We start from the raw sequence: 21,649 nt of genomic DNA, 5'->3' as shown, positions 1-21,649 counted from the left end.
GTGAGCACCGTCGGGTTGATCATGGGCAGCGACTCGGACTGGCCGACCATGCGGGCGGCGGCCGAGGTGCTCGACGACTTCGGGGTGTCGTACGAGGTCCGGGTGATCTCGGCGCACCGGACTCCGGTGGCGATGATCGAGTACGGTCGCGACGCCGCCGACCGGGGCCTCAAGGTGATCATCGCTGGCGCGGGTGGCGCCGCCGCCCTGCCCGGCATGGTCGCCTCGGTGACGCCGCTGCCGGTGATCGGTGTGCCGGTGCCACTGAAGCACCTCGACGGCATGGATTCGCTGCTGTCCATCGTGCAGATGCCGGCAGGTGTTCCGGTGGCCACTGTGTCGATCGGCAACGCCCGCAACGCAGGCCTGCTCGCCGTACGGATCCTCGGCGCGTCCGACGAGGCGCTGCGCGCCCGGATGGCGACCTACCAGCAGGACCTGGAGAAGCTGGTGGCGGAGAAGGAAGCAACCCTCCACGCCACCCTGCCCTGACCTGGGGCAGGGCGGGGTCGCAGCGGCCCACGAGCCCGGCCCACCCACCGTCCCCACTCCGCCACGCCGCCGTGATCCTCCGGTTTCACCTCATGCCGCGAAGGGCCGTCTGGAGGCGTTCCTGGGCGCGGCGGCGGCGTTCGTTGCTGGCGCCGAGCACCAGCAGCAGGATGCCGACCGGGATCAGCGCCAGCCACGGGCCGAGACTGAACAGGGCGTGGATGGCGGCGATCGCGGTGACCGACGCGCCGACGATCACCGGCGCCTGCTGCCGGCTGGACGAACCGAAGATCAGCACCCCGACGGCGCCGAGCAGCAGGAGCATCTGCCGCAACGTGCTCGACTCGGTGGCCAGCACGATCGCCAGGGTCGGCACGAAGGCGGCGACCAGCGCCGGCCCGTACGCCACCCAGCTGCTGAGGTCCGGTCGGTGGCGCAGCTCCAGGACGCCGACAAGCAGGGCCAGCGCGGCGAACGGCAGTGTGTAGGCCTCGGGCAGGGCGACGTCGGCGACCCTCATGAGGATCCACCAGGCGGTGATCTCGCAGGCCACCACCGACCAGAACAGGATCCGGCGCTCCACCGGCCGCCGGCCGGGCCGGGTGGCGGCCACGCCGAGGACCGCCCCCCAGGCGGCGAGCAGGGCCGCGATGTGCCGGGGCGAGTCGAAGGCGAGGGCGAGGGCGATCAGTGCGGCCGCGTACCCGCTCCACTCCACCGTGGAGGCCTCGCGCTGCGCTTCCGGACGGCGCAGGCGGGGCAGGGTCGCGGCGCACACCTGGAGGGCCGCCCCGACCGCGAGCACCCCGAACGCGGACCAGACGGCGGCCAGCCCGGCCACCAGACCGGCGGTGAGCACGAAGAGCTGCGCCATCAGTGAGGCGAAGAGCCAGCCGAGGATGCGGGCCCGCTGGGTGGTGCCGTAGAACGCCCCCACGGTGCCGACGGCTACCGCGCTGCCGAGGGTGAACAGGGTCATGTCCCTGGTGGCCAGGCTGCCGGCCAGACCGGCGCTGCCGGCGGTCAACCCGATGACGAACACCAGCACCCGGGCGAGCCGCAGCGAGCGGGCCGGGTCGACAAGCGGGGGCGGCGGGGTCAGCGCGAGACCGAGCATCGCGATGGTGAAGACGGCGAGCGCGGCGACGGTGCTCGCCGGCCAGCCCTGGCCCAGCGCGATGGGCGTGATCAGCAGGGTGACGGCGGCGCCGGGCAGCACCACCGGAACGGCCCGGGACCGCCGTCCGCCACTGAAACCGGTGGCGGCAAGCGCCGCGGTCGCGGTGAGCAGCAACGCGGTGAGCACGTGGGTCGGGTTGATCACGTCCGGGGGTGGGGTGAGCAGCTCCGGTGGCGGCCCCTGCCAGATCCGAGCCAGCGTGCGGTGCGGCTCGACCAGGGCGGTGACCAGGGCGGGTGCGATCGACACGAGGGCCAGGACGGTCGGCAGAGCCGCCGCCGCCAGCGCGCCGGCGGACGGGCTGACCCGCCACCGCCGGTTCTCCGGGTCGTCGGGCAACCGGCGCAGCGCCCCGTTGAGCAGCACCGACCACCGGCGGACCGGCTGGGCCGAGCCGGTCGGCGGCACGGTCGCGGCCCGGATCAGCTCGGCGAGCACACCGAGCAGGGCGGCGGCGGCCGCGTAGACACCAGCGGCGAGGCCTGTGGGGATCGCCGCGAGCGCGCTGATGGTCGCCCCGCCGACCACCGCCACGCTCGCCCACGGCAGGTACTGCGGGACGTGGCGCCGGACGGCCGCCACGGCGGCCAGGCCGAGGCTTGTGGCGGCAAGCGCGGCGGTGAGCACCACCTGCGCCGAGTGGTCGAACTCGGCGGACAGCGCCGCCACCGCCCCCGGCAGGGCCAGCAGCGCGGCGCCGATAGCCGCTCCGCCGATCTGCACCAGGTGCGGTGGCATCCCCTCGGTCTCGATGTCGGTCACCTGCGGCCCGGCCAGGACGCGGGCCAGCGTGGCCACCACCACGCCGATCAGCGCGATGCTGCCCAACGCCAGCGCGGTGGTCCACGGCCGGACCAGACCGGCCCCGGCCGCGTGCAGCGCCACCGCCCCGGCGACGGTGGCCCGGGACAACGCCGCGCGGGGCTCCTCGGTGGCCACCGAGGCCATCCCGTAGACGGTGGCGACCATGCCGCCGACCAGGACCGGTGACCACCAGGGCAGGTCGAACGCGGCCGGTGCGCCGATCGTGGCGAGCACCACTGCCGCGCCGGACACGTCCCACCGCCACGGCGGCGGGAGCAGGATGCCTGCGGCGACGGCCAGCAGCGCCAGCGCGACAGGGGCCTGCCAGGTGGACCCGCCGGTCGGTGCGGCCGGCCAGCCGCTCAGGTCGCCATCCCAGATCGGGCCCGGAGTCGCCAGCACGCCCACCCCGCCGCGCAGCGCCGTCCAACCGGCGAGCACACCGATGAGTACGCCGCCGACGGCGATGCCGAGGACCGGCCCGCGCCGCCACTCCTGCGGCATGGCGCGGACGCCCACGGCCACCACGAGCACGAGGCCGGCGGCCACCGCCAGCTGCCCGCCCGGCGTGAGTACCGCGGCGATGCGTACCAGCGTCGCGATGAGCGCGGTGGTCACCGCCGCCGCGGCCAGGTCCGAGCCGTCCAGGGTGAGATCGGAACGGCGGCCGGCGTCGATCGACGGAGCCAGGAAGAGCAGCACGGCGGCGACCAGCAGCAGCGCCCCCACCCACGCGTCGGCGACCGTCGCGCCGGGTGCGCCGAAGGCCGCGGCGGTGACCACAAGCGCGCCGAGCCCGGTGCCCACCGACAGCGGCGCGGGGATGCGGCGGTGGGAGACCTGCACGACGGCGGCGTACCCGAGGGTCACGCAGACGGCCAGGAAGCTCGCCGCCAGCACCGGGACGGTCGCCTCGCGGAGGCTCGCCGGGGTGGGCGTGGGATCGACAGGCACGGTGGAGGCCACGAACGCGGCCACCGCGCCGGGCAGCGCGAAGGCGGCGCCGCCGGCGGCCCAGGCGGCGACCGTGTCGGCGGCCTCGGAGGCGAGGCGGACCCGGGGCGCCAGCGCGACAAGCGCGCCGGCCGCGAAGAGGGTGAGCAGGACCGCGGCGGTGAGCGGCGGCCGGGCGAGGCTGGCGCCCGCGCCGAACAGGCCCACCACCGCGGCGCCGGAACCGTGGGCCAGAGCGGCCCGGCTGGTACGCGCGGAGAGGCCGATCACCCCGATGCCGACCGCCGTGACGACCATCGGCCAGGGCGCCGACGCCCAACCGAGTCCGAACGAGGCAGGTACGGCGAGTGCGGTGAGCGCCGCGCCGGCGACCGCGAACTCCCGGCGGATCTCCGGTGGCAGGGCCAGTACGGCGGCGATGGTGAGCAGGAACGCGGCGGCGGCGAGCTGCCAGGCGGTGGGACCGACAGCGGCGGCCAGTTCGGCCGGGTAGAGGTCCAGGTCCGCTGCCCAGGCGGGAAGTGACGCCCGGACCGGTGCCACCCCGGCGCGCAGCGCGCCTCCGGCGACCACCACCCCGCTGACGGTGAGCGCCACCGCCGAGGCGATCTGTGGGCCCCGCCGGGCGGCCTCGGGGACCGCGCGGACGGCCAGCCCGGTGACAGTGATGACCGCCGCGATGAGCAGCAGCGACCGGCCGGGCAGCGCCACCGAGACGACCCGGCCGAGTGCGCCGATCACGGCCAGGGTGAGGATGCCTGCGGCGACGTCCGGCAGCGGTGGGCGTCGCAGCACCAGCGCGCCGGCCAGCCCCACCGCGGCGGCCAGCAGCAGCGCCGCTCCGGCGCTGACCGCCGTCGGCACGGCCTGTGCGCGCAGCAGGGCGGTGACCGCGTACGCGAGGGCGACCGCGATCGCCGCCGCGTGCAGCAGCCAGATCAGCTCGCGCAGCCCCGGCACCGGGCGGGTCGGTCGGAGGTCGGCGGACCCGGGGGTGGCGTCGACAACCTCGGCTGCCTCCTCCGGGTCGCCCTCCGGTCGGCTCTCCGGGTCACGTTGACGGGGCGCGCTCGGCGCGACCGGGTCCGGCAGGTCCTGCCGGACGGGCCGTTCGAACGCCACCCCGGAGCGGGTCAGCCACAGGTCGAACACGCCGACCACGGTCAGCACCAGGGCCCAGCCGGCGGGCCCGGTGACCCGGTCGTACGCCAGCAGGGGCAGCACCGGCTGCGCGGCGAGCACTGTGGCGAAGCGGGGTACGCGCAGACCCGTCCACCTGGCGTACCCGTACGCCACGGCGGCGGTGACCGCGAAGATCAACGCGGCGAAGACGGCGCCGGAGGAGCCCCCGTTGCCGATCCGGTCCACCGCCCAGAGCGCGTTGCCGGCCAACGGCACCAGCAGCAGGCCGACCGCGGAGATCGTCTCGGCGGTCGAGGTGAGCCCGCGCCGGGCCAGCGCCGGTGGGGCGAGCAGCATCAGCGCGGTGGCCAGGAGCAGGATGCCGAGCCGGGCCAGCGCGTCCATCGAGCTGGTCGCCACCGCGGCGAAGACCACCGCTGCCACGCCGAGCAGCAGGGCACCGAGCCCGAGGGGGATGTTCTGCACCTCCCGCGACGACGCCTCCGGCGGGTGCTCCGGGTCGTCGGCGTCCAGCCAGGACGGCCGGGGCGGGGGTGGTGGCGGATCCTCCGGCGCGTGCGGTGTGCCCTGGCGGGGCACCCGTGGTGGGGCGCCGGTGGTGGCGGTCGGTGGGCGGCGGCCGGGACGGCGACGCAGCACCCGGCGGGGCCTGGTGGCCTGCTTGATCCGTTCCTCACCGGCGTGCGCGAGGATGTCCCGCTGGAAGAGCGCGGCCTGCATCTTGGCCGCGATCTGCCGTTGTTCGCGGGCGATGGCGGCGTCGCGCGCCTTCATCTCCGCGATCGAGCGCTCGATGTCCGCCAGGTGCTCGACCCACTGCGGCTGGTCGGCGCCGCAGTGCGGGCAGCGCACGGCCGGCTTTATCTCCCGACCGCACGAGGTGCACTGAAAGGTCGCCACGACACCCCTCCGCTCGCACTGTGGACTCCCACTGTCGCAGCATGCCCAAAGCTGGCGCGGATTTCGACACTTGTCGGCGGGTCCGGGGCAAACAAACGACAACGGCCGGCGGCGGAGAGTGCTCCGCGACCGGCCGTCGCCGTCGAATCCGTCAGGGGCGGCCCATGCCCCGGTACTCCCAGCCGGCCTGCGTCCACAGTGTCGAGTCGAGGCAGTTGCGGCCGTCGACGACCTTGCGGCCGGCGACCAGCTCACCGAGGGCGACCGGGTCGGCGTTGCGGAAGTCGGCCCACTCGGTGAGAACGCAGACCAGGTCGGCCTCCGCGACCGCCTCGTTGATGCCGACCTCGTAGGTCAGCTCGGGCACGGCGCGCCGGGCGTTCTCGGTGCCCTGCGGGTCGTACACGTGCACGTCGGCGCCGGCCTTCTGCAACAGCGCGGCGACGGCGAGCGCCGGGGCGTCGCGGACATCGTCGGTGTTCGGCTTGAAGGTGGCGCCGAGCACGGCGATCCGGGTGCCGGAGAAGTCCGGACCGGCCGGCCCGGAGCGGCGGCCGAGCAGGTCCGCGGCGAGCTGGAGGACCCGGGTACGGCGGCGCAGGTTGATCAGGTCGACCTCGTGCAGGAACCGCAGCGCCTCACCGGCGCCGAGCTCCTGGGCGCGGGCCTGGAATGCGCGGATGTCCTTGGGCAGGCAGGCGCCGCCGAAACCGAGACCGGCCTGGAGGAAGCGGTTGCCGATCCGCGGGTCGTACCCGATGGCCCGGGCCAGCTGGGTGACGTCGCCGCCGGAGGCCTCGCACACCTCGGCCATCGCGTTGATGAAGGAGATCTTGGTGGCGAGGAAGGCGTTCGCGGCGACCTTGACCAGCTCGGCGGTCGCGAAGTCGGTGACCACCAGGGGCACCTCGCGGTCCTCGGTGGCGGCCAGGTCGAAGACGCCCTTGTGCGCGGCGTAGAGCATGCCGTTGGCCCACTCGCTCTTGACGCCGACCACGATCCGGTTGGGGCGCAGCACGTCGTCGACGGCGAAGCCCTCCTGGAGGAACTCGGGGCTCCACGCCACCTCGACGCCCAGGTCGCCGGGGGTGTGCTTGCCGACCAGCTGCTCCACCCACTCGGCGGTGCCCACCGGCACGGTGGACTTGCCGACGATCAGCGCCTTGCGGGTCAGGTGCTGCGCGAGGCTGGTGACCGACGCCTCGACGTACGACAGGTCGGCGCCCATCCCGCCGGCCCGCTGCGGGGTGCCGACGCAGATGAAGTGCACGTCGCCGAACTCGGCGGTCTCGGCGATGTCGGTGCTGAACCGCAGGCGGCCGGCGGCGAGGTTGCGCTTGAGCAGCTCGTCCAGGCCGGGCTCGTGGATCGGCACCTGACCGGCGTTCAGCATCGCGATCTTGTCGGCATCGACGTCGAACCCGAGCACCTCGTAGCCCAGCTCGGCGTAGCAGATGGCGTACGTCGCACCGAGGTATCCGGTCCCCAGGAACGTCACCCGCGGCCGAGGTGCGCCCGAAGGCGGCGTCACCGCGGCGATGGCGGGGGTCGGCTGGATGGTGGGGTAGGGGATCGTCACGCCTGTCTTCTCCGCTCGCACTGGCGGCGCGTCGTCGCGTCGCATTCTGCTGCGGCGCCTGGGCGGGCACCGGAGGGATGTCTCACTGTCTGTCTTCCATCATCGCCCAGCCGCGTGGGTGCTCCGTCATGCCCATACCTACGCGCCGGTAACATCACCTGAACTGCAGTCGCTAGTCTTCAGTCTGCGCGTTCGGCGGTCAGGAGACGTCACAGACTGCGCATGATAGCGGTGAAGGGGAGGGGCCGACATGGCCGCAGGCGAGTCGTTCGACGTCTACCGGTTGCCCGAGGAGCACCAGGCGATCCGGGAGGCGGTCCGTGAGGTCTGCGCGGCGAAGGTGGCCCCGCACGCCGCCGAGGCCGACGAGACGGGCGAGTTCCCCAAGGCGTCCTACGACGCGCTGCGGGCCGCCGACTTCCACGCGCCGCACATCCCCGAGGAGTACGGCGGGGCGGGCGCGGACGCGCTGGCCACCGCCATCGTGATCGAGGAGGTGGCCCGCGCCTGCGCGTCCTCCTCGCTGATCCCGGCGGTGAACAAGCTCGGCACGATGCCGCTGCTGCTGTCCGGTTCCGAGGACCTCAAGCGCCGCTACCTGACAGCCGTCGCGGCGGGCGAGGCCATGTTCTCGTACTGCCTCTCCGAGCCGGAGGCGGGCAGCGACGCGGCCTCGATGACCACCCGGGCGGTGCGTGACGGGGATCACTGGGTGCTCAACGGCGTGAAGCGCTGGATCACCAACGCCGGTGTGTCCGAGTTCTACACGGTCTTCGCCGTCACCGACCCGGCCGCCCGGTCCCGGGGCATCTCGGCCTTCGTCGTCGAGAAGTCCGATCCCGGGGTGAGCTTCGGCGCCCCGGAGAAGAAGCTCGGCATCAAGGGCTCGCCCACCCGCGAGGTCTACCTGGACAACGTGCGGATCCCCGCCGACCGCATGATCGGCGCCGAGGGCACCGGCTTCGCCACCGCCATGAAGACCCTGGACCACACCCGGGTCACCATCGCCGCGCAGGCCGTCGGGATCGCGCAGGGCGCGCTCGACTACGCCAAGGGGTACGTGGCCGAGCGCAAGCAGTTCGGCAAGGCGGTCGCCGAGTTCCAGGGCGTCCAGTTCATGCTCGCCGACATGGGCATGAAGCTGGAGGCGGCCCGGCAGCTCACGTACGCGGCCGCCGGGAGGTCCGAGCGCGGTGACGCCGACCTGACCTACTTCGGCGCGGCTGCCAAGTGCTTCGCCTCCGACGCCGCCATGGAGATCACCACCGATGCGGTGCAGCTGCTCGGTGGCTACGGCTACACGCGGGACTACCCGGTGGAGCGGATGATGCGGGACGCCAAGATCACCCAGATCTACGAGGGCACCAACCAGGTGCAGCGCATCGTCATGGCACGTCAACTGCTTGCCGGCATCGCCTAGCCGCCACCCGATCACACCCGCCCCACCGCCCGCGCCGGCGGTGGGGCGGTCGTCGTGCGCCCGTGAGTCCCCCCACAGTGGGGATGTCATACGGGTCTGTGACGTTGTCAGCACGTGAGAATCACCGAAACCGATCCCCACCACTGCTCGCCCCACGACGTACGACCTGACCCAGAGAGATCGAGATGACGAAGCAGCTGGTGGAGAAGACCGCCCCCGACGTGGAGGCGCTGCCCGGCGACCTCATGACCAACCGCGAACGCGTCCAACTCGTCCTGGTGCTGGGCGCGTTGATCGCGATCGGCCCCCTGACAATCGACATGTACCTGCCGGCGCTGCCCGCCATCACCGCGGGCCTGCAGACCACCGAGACCGCCGTGCAGTTGACGTTGACCGGCACGCTGCTCGGCCTCGCGTTCGGCCAGCTGCTGATCGGGCCGGTCTCCGACGTGGTCGGCCGGCGCCTGCCACTGCTCGCCGGCCTGGGCGTGCACATCGTGGCCTCCGTGCTGTGCGTCTTCGCACCCGACATCGCCGTGCTCGGCGCGCTGCGGGTGCTCCAGGGTCTCGGCGTCGCGGCCGCCACCGTTGTCGCCACGGCCGTCGTCCGCGACCTGTTCAGCGGCGCGTCCTTCGCGCGGATCTTCTCCCGCCTGATGCTGGTGATGGGGCTGGCGCCGATCCTCGCGCCGACGCTCGGCAGCGGCCTGCTGCGCTGGACGGAGTGGCGGGGCGTCTTCGCGGCGCTGGCCGTGCTGGGCGCCCTGCTGATCGTCGTCGCCGCGCTGCGACTGCCGGAGACCCTTCCGGTGACGCGACGCCGCCACGGCGGGGTGGCGGCGACCATGCGCGACTACCGGGGGCTGCTCAACGACCGGGCCTTCGTCGGTCTGGTGCTCGTCGCCGGGCTGGCCATGGCGTCGCTGTTCGCGTACGTGTCCGGGTCGTCCTTCGTCCTGCAGGACCAGTACGGCCTCGACGAGCAGCAGTTCGGCCTGGCCTTCGGGGCCGGCGCCGTGGGCCTCATCGCGGCCACCCAGTTCAACGTGCGGCTGCTGCGCCGCTACACCCCGCAGCAGATCCTCGTCAGCGCCCTGGTCGCCGGTACGGCCGCCGGGCTGCTGCTGGTGCTGTTCGCCGTCACCGGCATCGGTGGCCTGGGGACCCTGCTCGCGTCGCTGTGGCTCGTCCTGGCCGCCGCCGGCCTGGCCCTGCCGAACGCTCCGGCGCTGGCCATGAGCCGGCACAGTGAGGCCGCCGGGACCGCCGCGGCGCTGCTCGGGGCCGTGCAGTTCGGCGTCGGCGCGTTGTCGGCGCCCCTCGCCGGCCTGTTCGGCACGGGGAGCGTACCGATGGCGATGGTCGTCGCGGGTGGCATGGCCGCGGCGCTGGCGGTCATGGTCCTGGTCGTTCCCCGCGCCGCCCTCGGCACGGTCGACCCGGACCTGGCCGTCGCCCTGCACTAGGGGCGGGCCGGTTGCCCGGCCCGCCCGGCGATCAACGGATCTCGGTGGTGTCCTCGGGGCGGGACTGCCCACGCGGCGGCGCGGACCACGGCGATTCGCCACCCACCCGGCGCGGCAGCGGCTCGGTGGGCGTCGGGTCGGCCGGGTAACCGAGGGTGAGCGGAGCGGTCTCCCGCTCGGCGGGCTCGGCGGGCGGCCAGTCGGTCAGGGTGAAGTTGTCGCTGCGGGGGCCGTCCGTCGGCGTCGTCGCGGGGGCCTCGACCGGCCCGGTCGCCGGCTGCGGCCACTGCCGCCAGCGCTGGCGGCTGAACGTCGCCATCAGCAGCAGCATGCCGATCAGGAAGAGCGTGCCGTTCTCCACCGGCAGCCGAAGCGGCAGCGGATCGCCGAACACCTTCCAGTCCTGCGGGACCGCGTCACGCACCTCGAACGGCGCCACGAACATCCCGACGTACGGGATGACCAGCAGCAGCCCGGCAACCAGCGGGCCCAGCGGCGAGAAGCGCAGCGTGCCGAGAAGGCCGAGCAGGACACCGCCGACACCGAGGTAGACGGCCGGCTCGATCAGGTTGGCGGTGTTGAAGGTGCCGATCTCCACCCAGCGGTCGACCGTCCGGCTCGACCCGTCCTGCCCCAGCGTGACGAGCACCCAGGTGATGGGCGCCACCACCAGCCCGGCGAGGAAGCTCCAGAGATGTCGCATCCGCGCACCGTACCGTTTCCGGCATGACCGAGCACCTCTCCGCCGCTCCGACCGGCAAGCCGACGTCGTACTCCCGCGTCACTCTCAGCAAGATCATGACGGCTGTCGATGTGAATCTCTACGGCACCGTGCACGGCGGAGTCCTGATGAAGTTCGTCGATGACGTGGCGGGAGCCGCGGCCGCCCGGCACAGCGGCGGTACGGCCGTCACCGCGGCGATCGACGAGATCGTCTTCTCCGAGGCGGTCCGGGTCGGCGACCTCGTGCACGCGCACGCCCAGGTGAACTGGACCGGACAGACCTCGATGGAGGTGGGCGTACGGGTGGTGGCCGAGCGCTGGGACTCGGCCGAGGACACGCCGGTGCGGGTGGCCACCGCGTACCTGGTCTTCGTCGGCGTGGACGTGGGCGGCGCGCCGCGGATGGTCCGTCCGGTGCTGCCCGAGACGGCGGAGGACGAGCGCCGGTACAAGGAGGCGGAGATCCGGCGCGCCCACCGGTTGGCCCGTCGCCGGGCCATCCAGGCCCACCGCGCTGGCTGAACCACATGGGTGGGCCGGGTGGAGTGTGGGCCGCGCACGCGTCGATCGGCGTACCCGGTGCGCAGAATGACGCTTCGAGGTAGGGCAAGATGGCGCCACGGCCCATTCACAGTGTCGTGCCGGGCCAGGGGAGGGTTGAGCAGTGGGTGACATGCTGTGGGCGCCGCCGGCGGACGTACGCGAGCGGTCCCGGATCGGCGACTACCTGCGCTGGCTGCGCGAGCACCGCGGGCTGGACTTCGCTGACTACGACGCGCTGTGGCGCTGGTCCACCACCGACCTGGACGGGTTCTGGCGCTCGATCTGGGACCACTTCGAGGTGATCGCGCACACCCCGCCGACCGCCACCCTGGCCGAGCGGGGGATGCCCGGCGCCCGCTGGTTCCCCGGGGCAACGCTCAACTACGCGGAGAACGTACTGCGGATGCCCGGCCGCGCCGACGACGACCCGGTGGTGATCGCGCACGGTCAGACCCGCGCGCCCGTCACGCTGACCGCCGCGGAGCTGCGCGAGCAGGTCCGCCGGGTGTCGGCCGGGCTGCGCCGGCTCGGCGTCACCGCCGGGGACCGGGTGGCGGCGTACGCGCCGAACATCCCGGAGACGTACGTCCTGTTGCTGGCCACCGCCAGCCTCGGGGCGATCTTCTCGTCCTGCGCGCCCGAGTTCGGCACCCGCAGTGTCACCGACCGCTGGCAGCAGATCGAGCCGACAGTGCTCGTCGCCGTGGACGGCTACCGGTACGGCGACAAGCCTGTGGACCGGCGTGCCGAGGTCGCCGCCATCCGCGCGGCCCTGCCGTCGCTGCGGCACACCGTCAGCATCGCGTACCTGGACCCGGCCGGCCCCGTCCCCGATGGCGCGCTGGGCTGGGCCGACCTGGCCGCGCCCACCGACGAGCCGTTGACGTTCACGCCGGTGCCGTTCGACCACCCGCTGTACGTGCTGTACTCCTCGGGCACCACAGGTCTGCCGAAGCCGATCGTGCACGGGCACGGCGGCATCCTGCTGGAGCACCTGAAGATGCTCGCCCTGCACCACGACCTGGGCGCGTCCGACAGGTTCTTCTGGTTCACCACCACCGGCTGGATGATGTGGAACTTCCTGGTGTCCGGGCCGGCGGTGGGCGCCGCCATCGTGCTGTTCGACGGCAACCCGGGCCACCCCGACCTGGGTGGGCTGTGGCGGCTGGCGGCCGAGACCGGCACCACGTACTTCGGTACCTCCGCGCCGTTCCTGCTGGCGTGCCGCAAGGCCGGCCTGGTGCCCCGGGACATCGCCGACCTGTCCGCGCTGCGCGGCGTCGGTTCCACAGGCGCGCCCCTGCCCGCCGAGGGCTTCGGATGGGTGTACGACACCGTGAGCGACCACGTGCAGCTCCAGTCGCTCTCCGGCGGCACCGACGTGTGCACCGGCTTCGTCGGAGGGGTGCCGCTCCTGCCTGTGTACGCCGGTGAGATCGCCTGCCGGGCGTTGGGCGCGAAGGTGGAGGCCCGGTCCGCCGACGGCACCCCGGTGATCGGCGAACTGGGTGAGCTGGTGATCACCGAGCCGATGCCGAGCATGCCTGTGGGCTTCTGGAACGACCCGGACGGCACCCGCTACCGCGAGGCCTACTTCGACGTCTACCCGGGCGTCTGGCGGCACGGCGACTGGATCACCATCAACGAGCGGGGCGGCTGCGTGATCACCGGACGCTCCGACGCCACCCTCAACCGAGGTGGGGTGCGGTTGGGCACCGCCGAGTTCTACTCGGTGGTCGAGGGCCTCGACGAGGTCGTCGACTCGGTCGTCGTGCACCTGGAGGACGACGAGGGCGGCGCCGGCGAGCTGCTGCTGTTCGTGGTGCTGGCCGAGGGCCGGGAGCTGGACGACGAGCTGCGCGGGAAGATCTGCCGGGAGCTGCGGACCGCACTCTCGCCCCGGCACGTGCCCGACGAGATCCACCAGGTACGCGCCGTACCCCGCACCCTGTCGGCGAAGAAGCTGGAGGTGCCGGTCAAGAAGATCCTCACCGGCACCCCTGTCGACCGGGCGGCGGCCAAGGGCGCCCTGGCCAACCCCGAATCCCTGACGGCGTTCGCCGCCCTGGCCCAACGCCGAGCCACCGACAGCGCTCCCGCCTGACAGTTGCCGGGTGCCGGCCCCATCGACCCGGCCGTGCCCCGCCCCGCCCTGGTCAAAGGGCGCGTTGCGCACCCGCCGACCTCGACGGCCGGATTCCGCCCGGAGGTCCTGCGAGCGGGTCACGGGAGTGCGCGGGTGACCTTTTCCGTGGTCGCACGGGCGGCCAGGCGGGTGGGGTCCGGGTTGGCGCAGAGGACCACTGTCGCGGCGCGGGTCAGCGGCGCGAGGAGCCAGTCGACCGGGTCGGGGTAGCGGTCGGCGTCGACGAGGACCCGCGCGCCGGGCTCGATGCCCAGTTCCACGGCGCGTGCCTCGGCGCGGGCGAGCAGGTGCGCGTCGGCGGGACCCGACCGGGGCTGCGGGGTGAAGTGGTCACCGTGGCGGCGTACCTCGACCACGTAGTCGGCGAACCCGGGCGGTACCTGCCGGAGCGGTGCGGCGAGCGGCGCGAGGCCCAGGGCGTACTGCTCGGCCGCCGACCAGGACTGCGCCTCGTCGAACCGGTCGGCGGCGGCGAACAGGACCTCCACGTCGCCGGGCGTGTCGGTGACGTTCACCTTGGCCGACCAGCAACCCAGCAGCACCGCCGCGGTCTGCCAGTGCGGAGGCAGCAACACCCCCGCCGGTGAGCCCGGCGCGAGGCCCACCTCGTCGACGAGCAGGTTCGCGGTCTTCGCCACCCAGTTCGCAAGTGTGGCGCCGGACAGTTCGGTGCGGTCGCCGCTGGCGTCGTCGTACCAGGTCAGCAGCGGTCGGGTCGGGTCGGTCGCGATCGCGTCGGCGAAGACGCGGGCAATGTTGTCGGCCATCGGCGCGAACGATACGCCCCCGGGAGCCGTACTCGAAGACGATGACAAGTCGGCGTACGGTCGGGTCGCAGTCAGCGTCGGTCCCGTACTCCGGCGTAGGCTTTACCCCCGGAGTGTTGTTCCCCACAGACCCGCCAGTTCAAGGAGTCGCCCCGTGACCGCCGGTCGCCCGCCCCGCGTGCTCATCGACGCCACGAGTGTCCCCGCCGACCGTGGTGGTGTCGGTCGATACGTCGACGGTCTGCTCGGTGCCCTCGGCAAGGTCTGCGGGTCGGGGGTGGAGCTGGCAGTTGTCAGCCTCCGCACCGACCTGGAGCGGTACACCCGGATGCTGCCCGGCGCGGAGATCATCCCGGCGCCGGCCGCCGTGGCGCACCGCCCGGCGCGCCTCGCCTGGGAGCAGACCGGCCTGCCGCTGCTGGCCCAGCAGGTGGGCGCGCACGTCCTCCACTCGCCCTTCTACACCTGCCCGCTGCGGGCCGGCTGTCCGGTGACGGTCACCGTGCACGACGCGACGTTCTTCACCGAGCCGGAGCACTACGACAAGTCCCGCCGGACGTTCTTCCGCAGCGCCATCAAGACCTCCCTGCGCCGCGCCGACCGGGTGATCGTGCCCAGCAAGGCCACCCGGGACGAGCTGATCAGGCTGCTCGACGCCGACCCGACCCGCATCGACGTGGCCTACCACGGGGTCGACCACGCCGCCTTCCACGCCCCCAGCGAGGAGGAGAAGGCACGGGTGCGCGCCCGGCTGGGGCTCGGCAACAGCAGCTACGTCGCCTTCCTCGGCGCCAAGGAGCCGCGCAAGAACGTGCCCAACCTGATCCGCGGCTGGGCGCGCGCGGTGGCCGACCGGGACGACCCGCCGGCGCTGGTGATCGCCGGCGGGCAGGGCCACGACGACGACATCGACCGGGCGGTGGCCGAGGTCCCGTCGCACCTGCGCCTGCTGCGCCCCGGCTACCTGCGCTACGCCGACCTGCCCGGCTTCCTCGGAGGCGCGCTGGTCGCCGCCTACCCGTCCTACGGTGAGGGATTCGGCCTGCCGATCCTCGAGGCCATGGCGTGCGCCGCGCCGGTGCTGACCACGCCCCGACTGTCGCTGCCCGAGGTGGGCGGCGACGCGGTCGCGTACACCTCGGAGGACGCGGAGCAGATCGGCACCGACCTGGCCGCCCTGCTGGACGACGAACAGCGCCGGCTGACGCTGGCGAAGGCCGGTTTCGACAGGGCCAAGGAGTTCACCTGGGAGTCCAGCGCCGAGGTGCACATCGCCGCGTGGAGTCGCGCCCGTTCGTGAGCGTCGAGTGCTCGGTGGGCGACCCGGCCACCGGCCCGACATCCGTCGGGCATGATGTGCGGATGCTCTATGCGGTCATCCCGGCAGGTGGCAGCGGCACGAGGTTGTGGCCGTTGTCCCGCGCCGGCCACCCCAAGTTCCTCCACCCGCTGACCGGCACCAACGCTTCGCTGCTCCAGGCGACGGTGGCCCGACTCGCGCCTTTGACCACCGCCGAACGCACCCTTGTGGTCACCGGCGCCGCGCACGTCGCGGCGGTGGCCCGGCAACTGACCGGTCTGCCCGAGGAGAACATCCTCGTCGAGCCGTCCCCACGGGACTCCTGCGCGGCGATCGCGCTTGCCGCGGCGGTGATCGCGTTGCGGGAGCCGGAGGCGGTGATGGGCAGCTTCGCCGCCGACCACCTGATCGGCGACCCGGAGAGCTGGGTGCGTACGGTCCGGGAGGCCGCCCTCGGCGCGGAGCGGGGCCTGCTGATGACCGTCGGAATCACCCCGACCCGGCCGGAGACCGGCTACGGGTACCTGGAGACCGGCGAGGAGACCGACGGCACGCCGTGGCGGGCCGTCACGGAGTTCAAGGAGAAGCCGGCCGTCGACGTCGCCGAGGCGTACGTCCGCTCCGGACGCCACCTGTGGAACGCCAGCATGTTCGTGTGGCGGGTGGACGTGTTCCTCGCCGAGCTGGCCCGCCAGCAGCCGGCGCTGCACGCCGGTGTCACCGCCATCGCCGCCGCCTGGGGGACCCCCGAGCAGGACGACGTGCTCGGTGCCATCTGGCCGACCCTGCCGAAGATCTCCGTCGACTACGCGGTCATGGAGGGCGCCGCCACCGCGGGCCGGGTGGCCACGGTGCCTGGTGACTTCGGCTGGAACGACGTCGGCGACTTCCACACCCTCGGTGAGGTACTGCCGGCCGACGAGGCGGGGAACGTGGTGCTCGGCAGCGCCGACACCAAGCCGGGCGTGCTGCTGCACGACAGCGCCGACCTGGTGGTGGTCCCGCAGTCCGGCCGGATGGTGGCCGTTCTCGGGCTCCGTGACCTGATCGTCGTGGACACTCCCGACGCGGTTCTGGTCTGTCCGCGCGACCGGGCCCAGGACGTGAAGGCCCTGGTCGACAAGCTCAAGGAGCGAGGCGAAGAGGGCTACGTCTGAGGGCCGCGAGGGCCGGCGCGACGAGTTGAGCGGTCCCGCCGGCCAGCGGCTCGGGCAGCGCGTCCGGCGGGAACCACCCCAGCGCCTCGGCCTCGTCACTCACCTGTTCCACCGCGCCGGGCGGCGCGAGTACGGCGAACCGGACGTCGAAGTGCAGGGAGCCGCCCTGGCAGGCGACCTGGTGCACGTCCACGTCGATCGGTACCGGGTCGATGCGCAGGCCGTCGATCCCGGACTCCTCGGTGGCCTCCCGCAGCGCGGCGGCCACCAGGGTTTCGTCGGTCGGCTCGCAGTGCCCGCCGAGCTGCACCCACATGCCGAACTTGCCGTGCAGGCAGAGCAGCACCCGCGAGCCGGTCGGGTCGAGGATCAGCGCGCTGGCGGTGAGATGACCGGGGCGGTGCTGTCTGCTCATCGCGACCGGGCCGGCGGAAAGTATCGCGAGGGTCCTCTCGCGGGCGGTGGCGGCGTCCGGGCTGGTGGGCTGCCAGCCGCCGAGCAGCGCGGCGGCGTCGGCGTGCAGCGCGGCGTACGTCTCGGCGTCGGTCGGGTGGGCGGCGGGGCCGGTGAGCGCGGTGTCGGGCACCTCGCCACTGTACGAGCGCCCGCTCCGTACCCTGGCGCGGTGACCCTGCGACTCGTCGAATTCGTGGTGGCCGGCAACGAGGCCAGCGATCTGCTGCCGGTGCGTTCGGCGGCGCTGCTGCGCGCGTACGGCGCCCGGCGGGGCTTCTGGACGGTGCTGGACGAGGGGCCTGTGGAGCGCTGCCTGGCGCTGCTGCTGGAGGTGGACGGCGGCGGGTGGACGGCCCGGCACGTGGTGGCGGACGCCGGGGCCGAGAACGGCCGCACCGAGGACGGCGAGGCGCTCGCCCACCACGACGGCTGGGTGTACGTCTTCGGCTCGCACTTCGGGTCGAAGGCCGGCCCACTGCGCCCCCGGCGTGCCTTCGTGGCCCGGTTCCGGGAGGACGACGCGGCGGTCGGTCCGCTGCCGGTGCAGGTGGTCCGTAACCGGTTCCGGCTGCACCGGGCGGTCAACGACGCTCTCGCCGTGGCGCCGCTGAGCCTGCTGCCGCCGGGGGAGCGGGTACGGGACCGGTTCATCGTGGAGACCCTGGCCCGGGGGACGGCCCGGGCGAAGAGTTGGGTGACCCGGCTGGCCCCGGACGACCTGCCCCTGAACGTGGAGGCGGCGGCGTTCACCCCGGCCGGGACGGTGCTGCTGGGGCTGCGCTTCCCGGTCACCTCGGCCGGTGAGCCGATCGTGGTGGAGGTGGCTGGCGTCCCGGACATGTTCGCGGTCGAGCCGGCGTGGCCCAGGGCGCTGGGGGCGTACGCGGTGAGCGGGGTGACCCCGACGGGGGCGTTGGCCGGGTTCCGGGCCATCGCGCCGACCTCGGACGGCGGGTACGACGCGGTGATCGGGTCGATCGACGCGCTGGGCAAGGGTTCGGTGCTGCTCGACGACCATCCGGGTGGGGGTGACGTCACGTCGCGGCATGTCCGGTTCCGGTTGCCGGCGGGTGGGTCGGGCGGCGCGGTGCCTGACGCGTACCTGCTCGACGGGGAGGTTGTGGCGGAGCTGGCGCCGTTCCACCATGTCGAGGGGCTGGCCACGCTGGACGGGCAGGTCTTCTACGTCACCGACGAGGACCACCGGGTCGCGTTGTGGGTGGGGTGAGCGGAATTCGGCGAAATGATCGGACGGCACCTCTGCGGAGCAAGGGCCGCAGACCCTCGTGGTGCCGCCCGATCACCGGTCCTCCCCGGCCCCGGCGCCCAGGCGCCGGATACGTCCACGACGTACCGGTGCCGTGCTCGGGCACTGGAAGCATGCCGAACTGTCCCGGGAGGCGTCGAGGTTTTTCATCTCAGGCTTAAAGATGGAGATAACTGCCGGGCAGGTAGAGTCGAACGGTCACCCGGCATCCCCCTGCCGGCGACACGGGAGTGCTCCATGCTGAAGATCCACTTTTCGGGCGAGGACATCCTCCGGACCCGGGTGGCCCCGGCGGCGGACCCGGTCTGGGAGCTGGTCCTCAGCCTGCACGCGTTGCAGGGCCGCAACCGCGACCCACTGACGTCGTCCTGGCGACGCACGGTGAGCCGGGAGTTACGCCAGGACGCCGCCTCCGAGCAGCTCAGGCTGCTCTTCGCGCTGAATCCGCCGCGCGGGTACTTCCCCGACTTCCTCACCCCGTACGCGAGTGTCGAGGGTTTCGAGGCCGGGCTGGACGCGGTCCGCAGCACCCCCGTCGAGCTGCTGCGACGGGACCTGGGTGTGCTTGCCGCCGAAACCCCGCTGCCGTCGTCGGCCGCCGCGCTGGCCCGCGGCGACGTGGCGACGCTCCACCACCTCGCCGAGTCGACGGAGCAGTACCGGTCGCTGGCGATCGGCCCGTACTGGCACCGGATCCAGGCGGCGGTGGCGGCGGACCGGGCCCGTCGGGCGCGAGCGCTGCTCGACGGCGGCGTGGAGGGGCTGCTCACCAGCCTCCGGCCGGCGATGCGCTGGGAGGGTGGGGTCCTCGAGGTTCGCGACTACCCACACCACCGGGAGCTGTACCTGGACGGCCGGGGACTGCTGCTGGTGCCGTCGTTCTTCTGCGCGAGCACCCCTGTCGCCCTGCTCGATCCGGCGTTGCCGCCGGTGCTCGTCTACCCGGTGGACCGGCTGGGCGGGCTGGCCCCGGCCAACGGCACCGCACCGGGTGCGACAGGCGCCGGCCGGGACTCGCTCGCCGCGCTGCTCGGGCGGACGAGGGCGGCGGTGTTGCAGGCCAGTGACGACGGCTGCACCACCGGCGAGGTGGCCCGTCAGCTCAACATCTCACCGGCGGCGGCGAGCCAGCACGCCACGGTGCTGCGCAACGCCGGCCTGCTCGTCAGCCACCGTGACCGCAACCGGGTTCTGCACACGTTGACCCCGCTCGGCCGGGCCATGCTTGACGCCTGAGCGCGGCCGGACGGGTCACAGGGCGAGCGTGGCGCTCGCCGTGCTGCCGGACGGCGGAGGGAGCAGGGTCGATCCGATGCCCTCGGCGGCCAGGGCGACGCGCAGCCGGTGCAGGTCGGCGCCGAAGCGGACCAGGTCCATCGGCTCGACAGGGGCCGGCGGCGAGCCGAGCACCAGGGCCGTGGCCCCGTCCGGCCACCCGGGCACCTCGGCGATCAGTCCGGCGCGTACCTCCGATTCGTCGACAAGGGTGAAGACCGTGCCGGGCGCGACGACGCCGGCGACCGCCTCGATCGCCCGTCGCGTGGCCTCCGGATCGGCAGGCGTCGGACCGGGACCGTCGGGCAGCGTGACGGCGTCGGCCAGACCGGCCGCGCGGGCCTCGGCAGTGCCGAGGGAGAAGAGGTCCTGCGCGGCGTCACGCACCAGCACCTTCGCGCCATCGCCGTCCGGGGCGTCGGTGGTCGAGAGGTAGCCCCGGACCACGGCGACCGGGACCTGGTCGCACTTGCCCTTGATCAGCTCGCCGGCGGCGGCCAGCTCGTCCACCACTGCCATCTGCGTCAGGTGCAGCTCGTTGCCGTAGGGGTCGACCTCGCCCCGGTGGTCGCGGATGGCGGGCATCCCCGCCACCCCGAGCGCCACGTCGGTGAGCCCGTTGCGCCAGGGCCGCCCCATCGTGTCGGTGATGACCACGGCGACGTCCAGCCCGTAGTGCTCGCGCAGCGCGGCGCGCAGCGCGCGGGCCGACGCGTCCGGGTCCACCGGAAGCAGAACCAGTCGGGTCTTGTCCACGTTCGACGCGTCGATGCCCGCGGAGGCCATCACGAAGCCGTGGTGGGTCTGCACGATCCGGGTCGGCCCCCGGCTGGCGACCACCCGTGCGGTCTCCGCCGCCAACACCTCGTCGCGCGCGGCGAGCCGCTCCGGCCCGTCCGCCGGAACGTCGACAAGCCGACCCTCGGCCTTGGAGACGATCTTGCTGGTGACCACCAGCACATCGCCGTCGCGCAGCCAGGGCGCGGCGGTCGCGATCAACGCCGCCAGGTCGTCGCCCTCGGTCACGTGCCCGATGCCCAGCACCGGCAGGATCTCCAGCCTCACGTCAACTCCACCGCGGCGCGGACCATCGCCGCCGTCGCCGCCTCGTCGGTCATCCGCAACGGCACCGCGCGGACCGTCACCTCCGGCACCACCGCGCCCGAGTCCTCCTCGGCGACCAGCCAGCCGTCCAGCAGACCACCAGCCGGTCGGCCCCCGTAGAGCCGACCCACTCCCGCCGCGCTGCACTCGACGCCGAGCACGGCCAGGCACCTGTCGGCCATGCCCCGCACCGGCGCGCCGCCGATGATCGGCGACACACCCACCACCGGCGCCGGGCCGTCCGCCACGGCCTCGCGCATCCCCGGTACGGCCAGCACCGGCGCGACGCTCACCACCGGGTTGCTCGGTGCGATGAGCACCAGGTCGGCGGTGCCGATGGCGTCCAGCACCCCGGGTGCCGGCTTCGCCGTCTCCGCGCCCACGAAGACGAAACGGTGCGTCGGGATGTCCGCCCGGTACCGCACCCACCACTCCTGGAAGTGGATGGCCCGCTGCCCCTGGTCGTCCTCGACGACAGCGTGGGTCTCCAGCCGGTCGTCGGTCGCCGGCAGCAGGCGTACGCCCGGCTCCCAGCGGGTCGCCAGCGCCTCGGTGACCGCGCTGAGCGGGTAGCCGCCGTTGAGCATGGTGCTGCGGACCAGGTGGGTGGCGATGTCCTTGTCGCCGAGGCCGAACCAGGTCGGCTCCGCCCCGTACGCGGCCAGCTCCGTCTTGACCGTCCAGCTCTCCCCGACCCGGCCCCAGCCCCGCTCGGGATCGGCGCCACCGCCGAGGGTGTACATGACGCTGTCCAGGTCGGGACAGATCTTCAACCCGTGCAGCCACAGGTCGTCGCCGACGTTGACAACTGCGGTCACCTCGGCGCCGACCTCGCGGGCGTACGCCCGGACGCCGAGCAGGAACCGGGCGCCGCCGATGCCGCCGGCCAGTACCACGATGCGCATGTCGACCATCCTCGCGCACGTGACGCCTCCGGGCCGCCAGTGGCCCGGGAGACTAGGCTCACGTGCGC

General features: G+C 73.4%; 16 protein-coding genes. 9 read left to right on the top strand and 7 right to left on the bottom strand.

All coding sequences use genetic code 11. The features are described 5' to 3' along the window. The gene (gene purE / locus ACZ6N8_RS02345; RefSeq protein ID WP_357980009.1) at positions 1–492 is read left to right on the top strand and encodes a 5-(carboxyamino)imidazole ribonucleotide mutase; all 492 of its coding nucleotides are present in this window, start codon (positions 1–3) and stop codon (positions 490–492) included. 85 nt (positions 493–577) lie between these two features. Here the strand turns inward: purE and ACZ6N8_RS02340 are convergent, their stop codons facing one another. Beyond that, positions 578–5,473: an SCO7613 C-terminal domain-containing membrane protein gene (locus tag ACZ6N8_RS02340; protein ID WP_466006980.1), complete on the bottom strand. Its 4,896-nt coding sequence runs from the start codon at positions 5,471–5,473 to the stop codon at positions 578–580. A 151-nt stretch (positions 5,474–5,624) separates the two neighbouring features. Beyond that, positions 5,625–7,052, bottom strand: coding sequence for a UDP-glucose dehydrogenase family protein (locus ACZ6N8_RS02335; protein ID WP_466006979.1), 1,428 nt, complete (start codon positions 7,050–7,052; stop codon positions 5,625–5,627). A gap of 250 nt (positions 7,053–7,302) precedes the next feature. Here ACZ6N8_RS02335 and ACZ6N8_RS02330 point away from each other — a divergent pair, with 250 nt between their 5' ends. Both ACZ6N8_RS02330 and ACZ6N8_RS02325 read left to right on the top strand, forming a co-directional pair. After that, positions 7,303–8,472, top strand: coding sequence for an acyl-CoA dehydrogenase family protein (locus ACZ6N8_RS02330; protein ID WP_466006978.1), 1,170 nt, complete (start codon positions 7,303–7,305; stop codon positions 8,470–8,472). A 185-nt stretch (positions 8,473–8,657) separates the two neighbouring features. Next, a complete protein-coding gene (locus ACZ6N8_RS02325) occupies positions 8,658–9,938 on the top strand; it encodes a multidrug effflux MFS transporter (RefSeq protein WP_466006977.1) in 1,281 nt (426 codons plus the stop codon). Positions 9,939–9,969: 31 nt separating this feature from the next. On the opposite strand, the gene ACZ6N8_RS02320 is transcribed toward ACZ6N8_RS02325, so the two are convergent. Beyond that, positions 9,970–10,641: a hypothetical protein gene (locus tag ACZ6N8_RS02320; RefSeq protein ID WP_466006976.1), complete on the bottom strand. Its 672-nt coding sequence runs from the start codon at positions 10,639–10,641 to the stop codon at positions 9,970–9,972. A 23-nt stretch (positions 10,642–10,664) separates the two neighbouring features. Here ACZ6N8_RS02320 and ACZ6N8_RS02315 point away from each other — a divergent pair, with 23 nt between their 5' ends. Further along, positions 10,665–11,183 (top strand): acyl-CoA thioesterase, encoded by a 519-nt coding sequence (locus ACZ6N8_RS02315; protein WP_364367858.1) that lies wholly within the window; start codon positions 10,665–10,667, stop codon positions 11,181–11,183. A 142-nt stretch (positions 11,184–11,325) separates the two neighbouring features. After that, complete coding sequence (locus ACZ6N8_RS02310) at positions 11,326–13,308, top strand: acetoacetate--CoA ligase (protein ID WP_466006975.1); 1,983 nt, start codon at positions 11,326–11,328, stop codon at positions 13,306–13,308. A gap of 119 nt (positions 13,309–13,427) precedes the next feature. On the opposite strand, the gene ACZ6N8_RS02305 is transcribed toward ACZ6N8_RS02310, so the two are convergent. Next, positions 13,428–14,117 (bottom strand): TIGR03089 family protein, encoded by a 690-nt coding sequence (locus ACZ6N8_RS02305; RefSeq protein WP_466006974.1) that lies wholly within the window; start codon positions 14,115–14,117, stop codon positions 13,428–13,430. Positions 14,118–14,271: 154 nt separating this feature from the next. Here ACZ6N8_RS02305 and ACZ6N8_RS02300 point away from each other — a divergent pair, with 154 nt between their 5' ends. Next, a complete protein-coding gene (locus ACZ6N8_RS02300) occupies positions 14,272–15,417 on the top strand; it encodes a glycosyltransferase family 4 protein (protein WP_466006973.1) in 1,146 nt (381 codons plus the stop codon). 62 nt (positions 15,418–15,479) lie between these two features. Then, positions 15,480–16,574: a mannose-1-phosphate guanylyltransferase gene (locus tag ACZ6N8_RS02295; RefSeq protein WP_466006972.1), complete on the top strand. Its 1,095-nt coding sequence runs from the start codon at positions 15,480–15,482 to the stop codon at positions 16,572–16,574. On the opposite strand, the gene ACZ6N8_RS02290 is transcribed toward ACZ6N8_RS02295, so the two are convergent. After that, positions 16,543–17,160, bottom strand: a complete 618-nt coding sequence (locus ACZ6N8_RS02290; protein WP_466006971.1) for an NUDIX hydrolase — start codon at positions 17,158–17,160, stop codon at positions 16,543–16,545. The genes ACZ6N8_RS02295 and ACZ6N8_RS02290 overlap by 32 nt on opposite strands. Positions 17,161–17,199: 39 nt before the next feature. On the opposite strand from ACZ6N8_RS02290, the gene ACZ6N8_RS02285 reads away from it, so the two are divergent. Both ACZ6N8_RS02285 and ACZ6N8_RS02280 read left to right on the top strand, forming a co-directional pair. Beyond that, positions 17,200–18,258: a hypothetical protein gene (locus ACZ6N8_RS02285; protein ID WP_466006970.1), complete on the top strand. Its 1,059-nt coding sequence runs from the start codon at positions 17,200–17,202 to the stop codon at positions 18,256–18,258. A 276-nt stretch (positions 18,259–18,534) separates the two neighbouring features. Beyond that, on the top strand, positions 18,535–19,533 hold the full coding sequence (locus ACZ6N8_RS02280; RefSeq protein WP_466006969.1) for a winged helix-turn-helix domain-containing protein: 999 nt from the start codon (positions 18,535–18,537) through the stop codon (positions 19,531–19,533). 15 nt (positions 19,534–19,548) lie between these two features. On the opposite strand, the gene ACZ6N8_RS02275 is transcribed toward ACZ6N8_RS02280, so the two are convergent. After that, on the bottom strand, positions 19,549–20,637 hold the full coding sequence (locus tag ACZ6N8_RS02275; protein WP_466006968.1) for a coenzyme F420-0:L-glutamate ligase: 1,089 nt from the start codon (positions 20,635–20,637) through the stop codon (positions 19,549–19,551). Continuing rightward, positions 20,634–21,581 (bottom strand): 2-phospho-L-lactate transferase, encoded by a 948-nt coding sequence (gene cofD, locus ACZ6N8_RS02270; protein WP_466006967.1) that lies wholly within the window; start codon positions 21,579–21,581, stop codon positions 20,634–20,636. Before cofD ends, ACZ6N8_RS02275 begins: the two co-directional genes overlap by 4 nt. Positions 21,582–21,649: the final 68 nt, after the last annotated feature.

The organism is Micromonospora sp. NPDC047521, from assembly GCF_055587305.1.
Note: the sequence above shows the minus strand (reverse complement) of the source record. Positions and strands in the feature narration are given on the sequence as shown.

Coding starts and splice junctions, on each gene's coding strand:
- ACZ6N8_RS02325 (WP_466006977.1), top strand. CDS start 8,658: ATGACGAAGCAGCTGGTGGAGAAGACCGCCCCCGACGTGGAGGCGCTG.
- ACZ6N8_RS02295 (WP_466006972.1), top strand. CDS start 15,480: ATGCTCTATGCGGTCATCCCGGCAGGTGGCAGCGGCACGAGGTTGTGG.
- ACZ6N8_RS02320 (WP_466006976.1), bottom strand. CDS start 10,641: ATGCGACATCTCTGGAGCTTCCTCGCCGGGCTGGTGGTGGCGCCCATC.
- ACZ6N8_RS02280 (WP_466006969.1), top strand. CDS start 18,535: ATGCTGAAGATCCACTTTTCGGGCGAGGACATCCTCCGGACCCGGGTG.
- ACZ6N8_RS02305 (WP_466006974.1), bottom strand. CDS start 14,117: ATGGCCGACAACATTGCCCGCGTCTTCGCCGACGCGATCGCGACCGAC.
- ACZ6N8_RS02330 (WP_466006978.1), top strand. CDS start 7,303: ATGGCCGCAGGCGAGTCGTTCGACGTCTACCGGTTGCCCGAGGAGCAC.
- ACZ6N8_RS02315 (WP_364367858.1), top strand. CDS start 10,665: ATGACCGAGCACCTCTCCGCCGCTCCGACCGGCAAGCCGACGTCGTAC.
- cofD (WP_466006967.1), bottom strand. CDS start 21,581: ATGCGCATCGTGGTACTGGCCGGCGGCATCGGCGGCGCCCGGTTCCTG.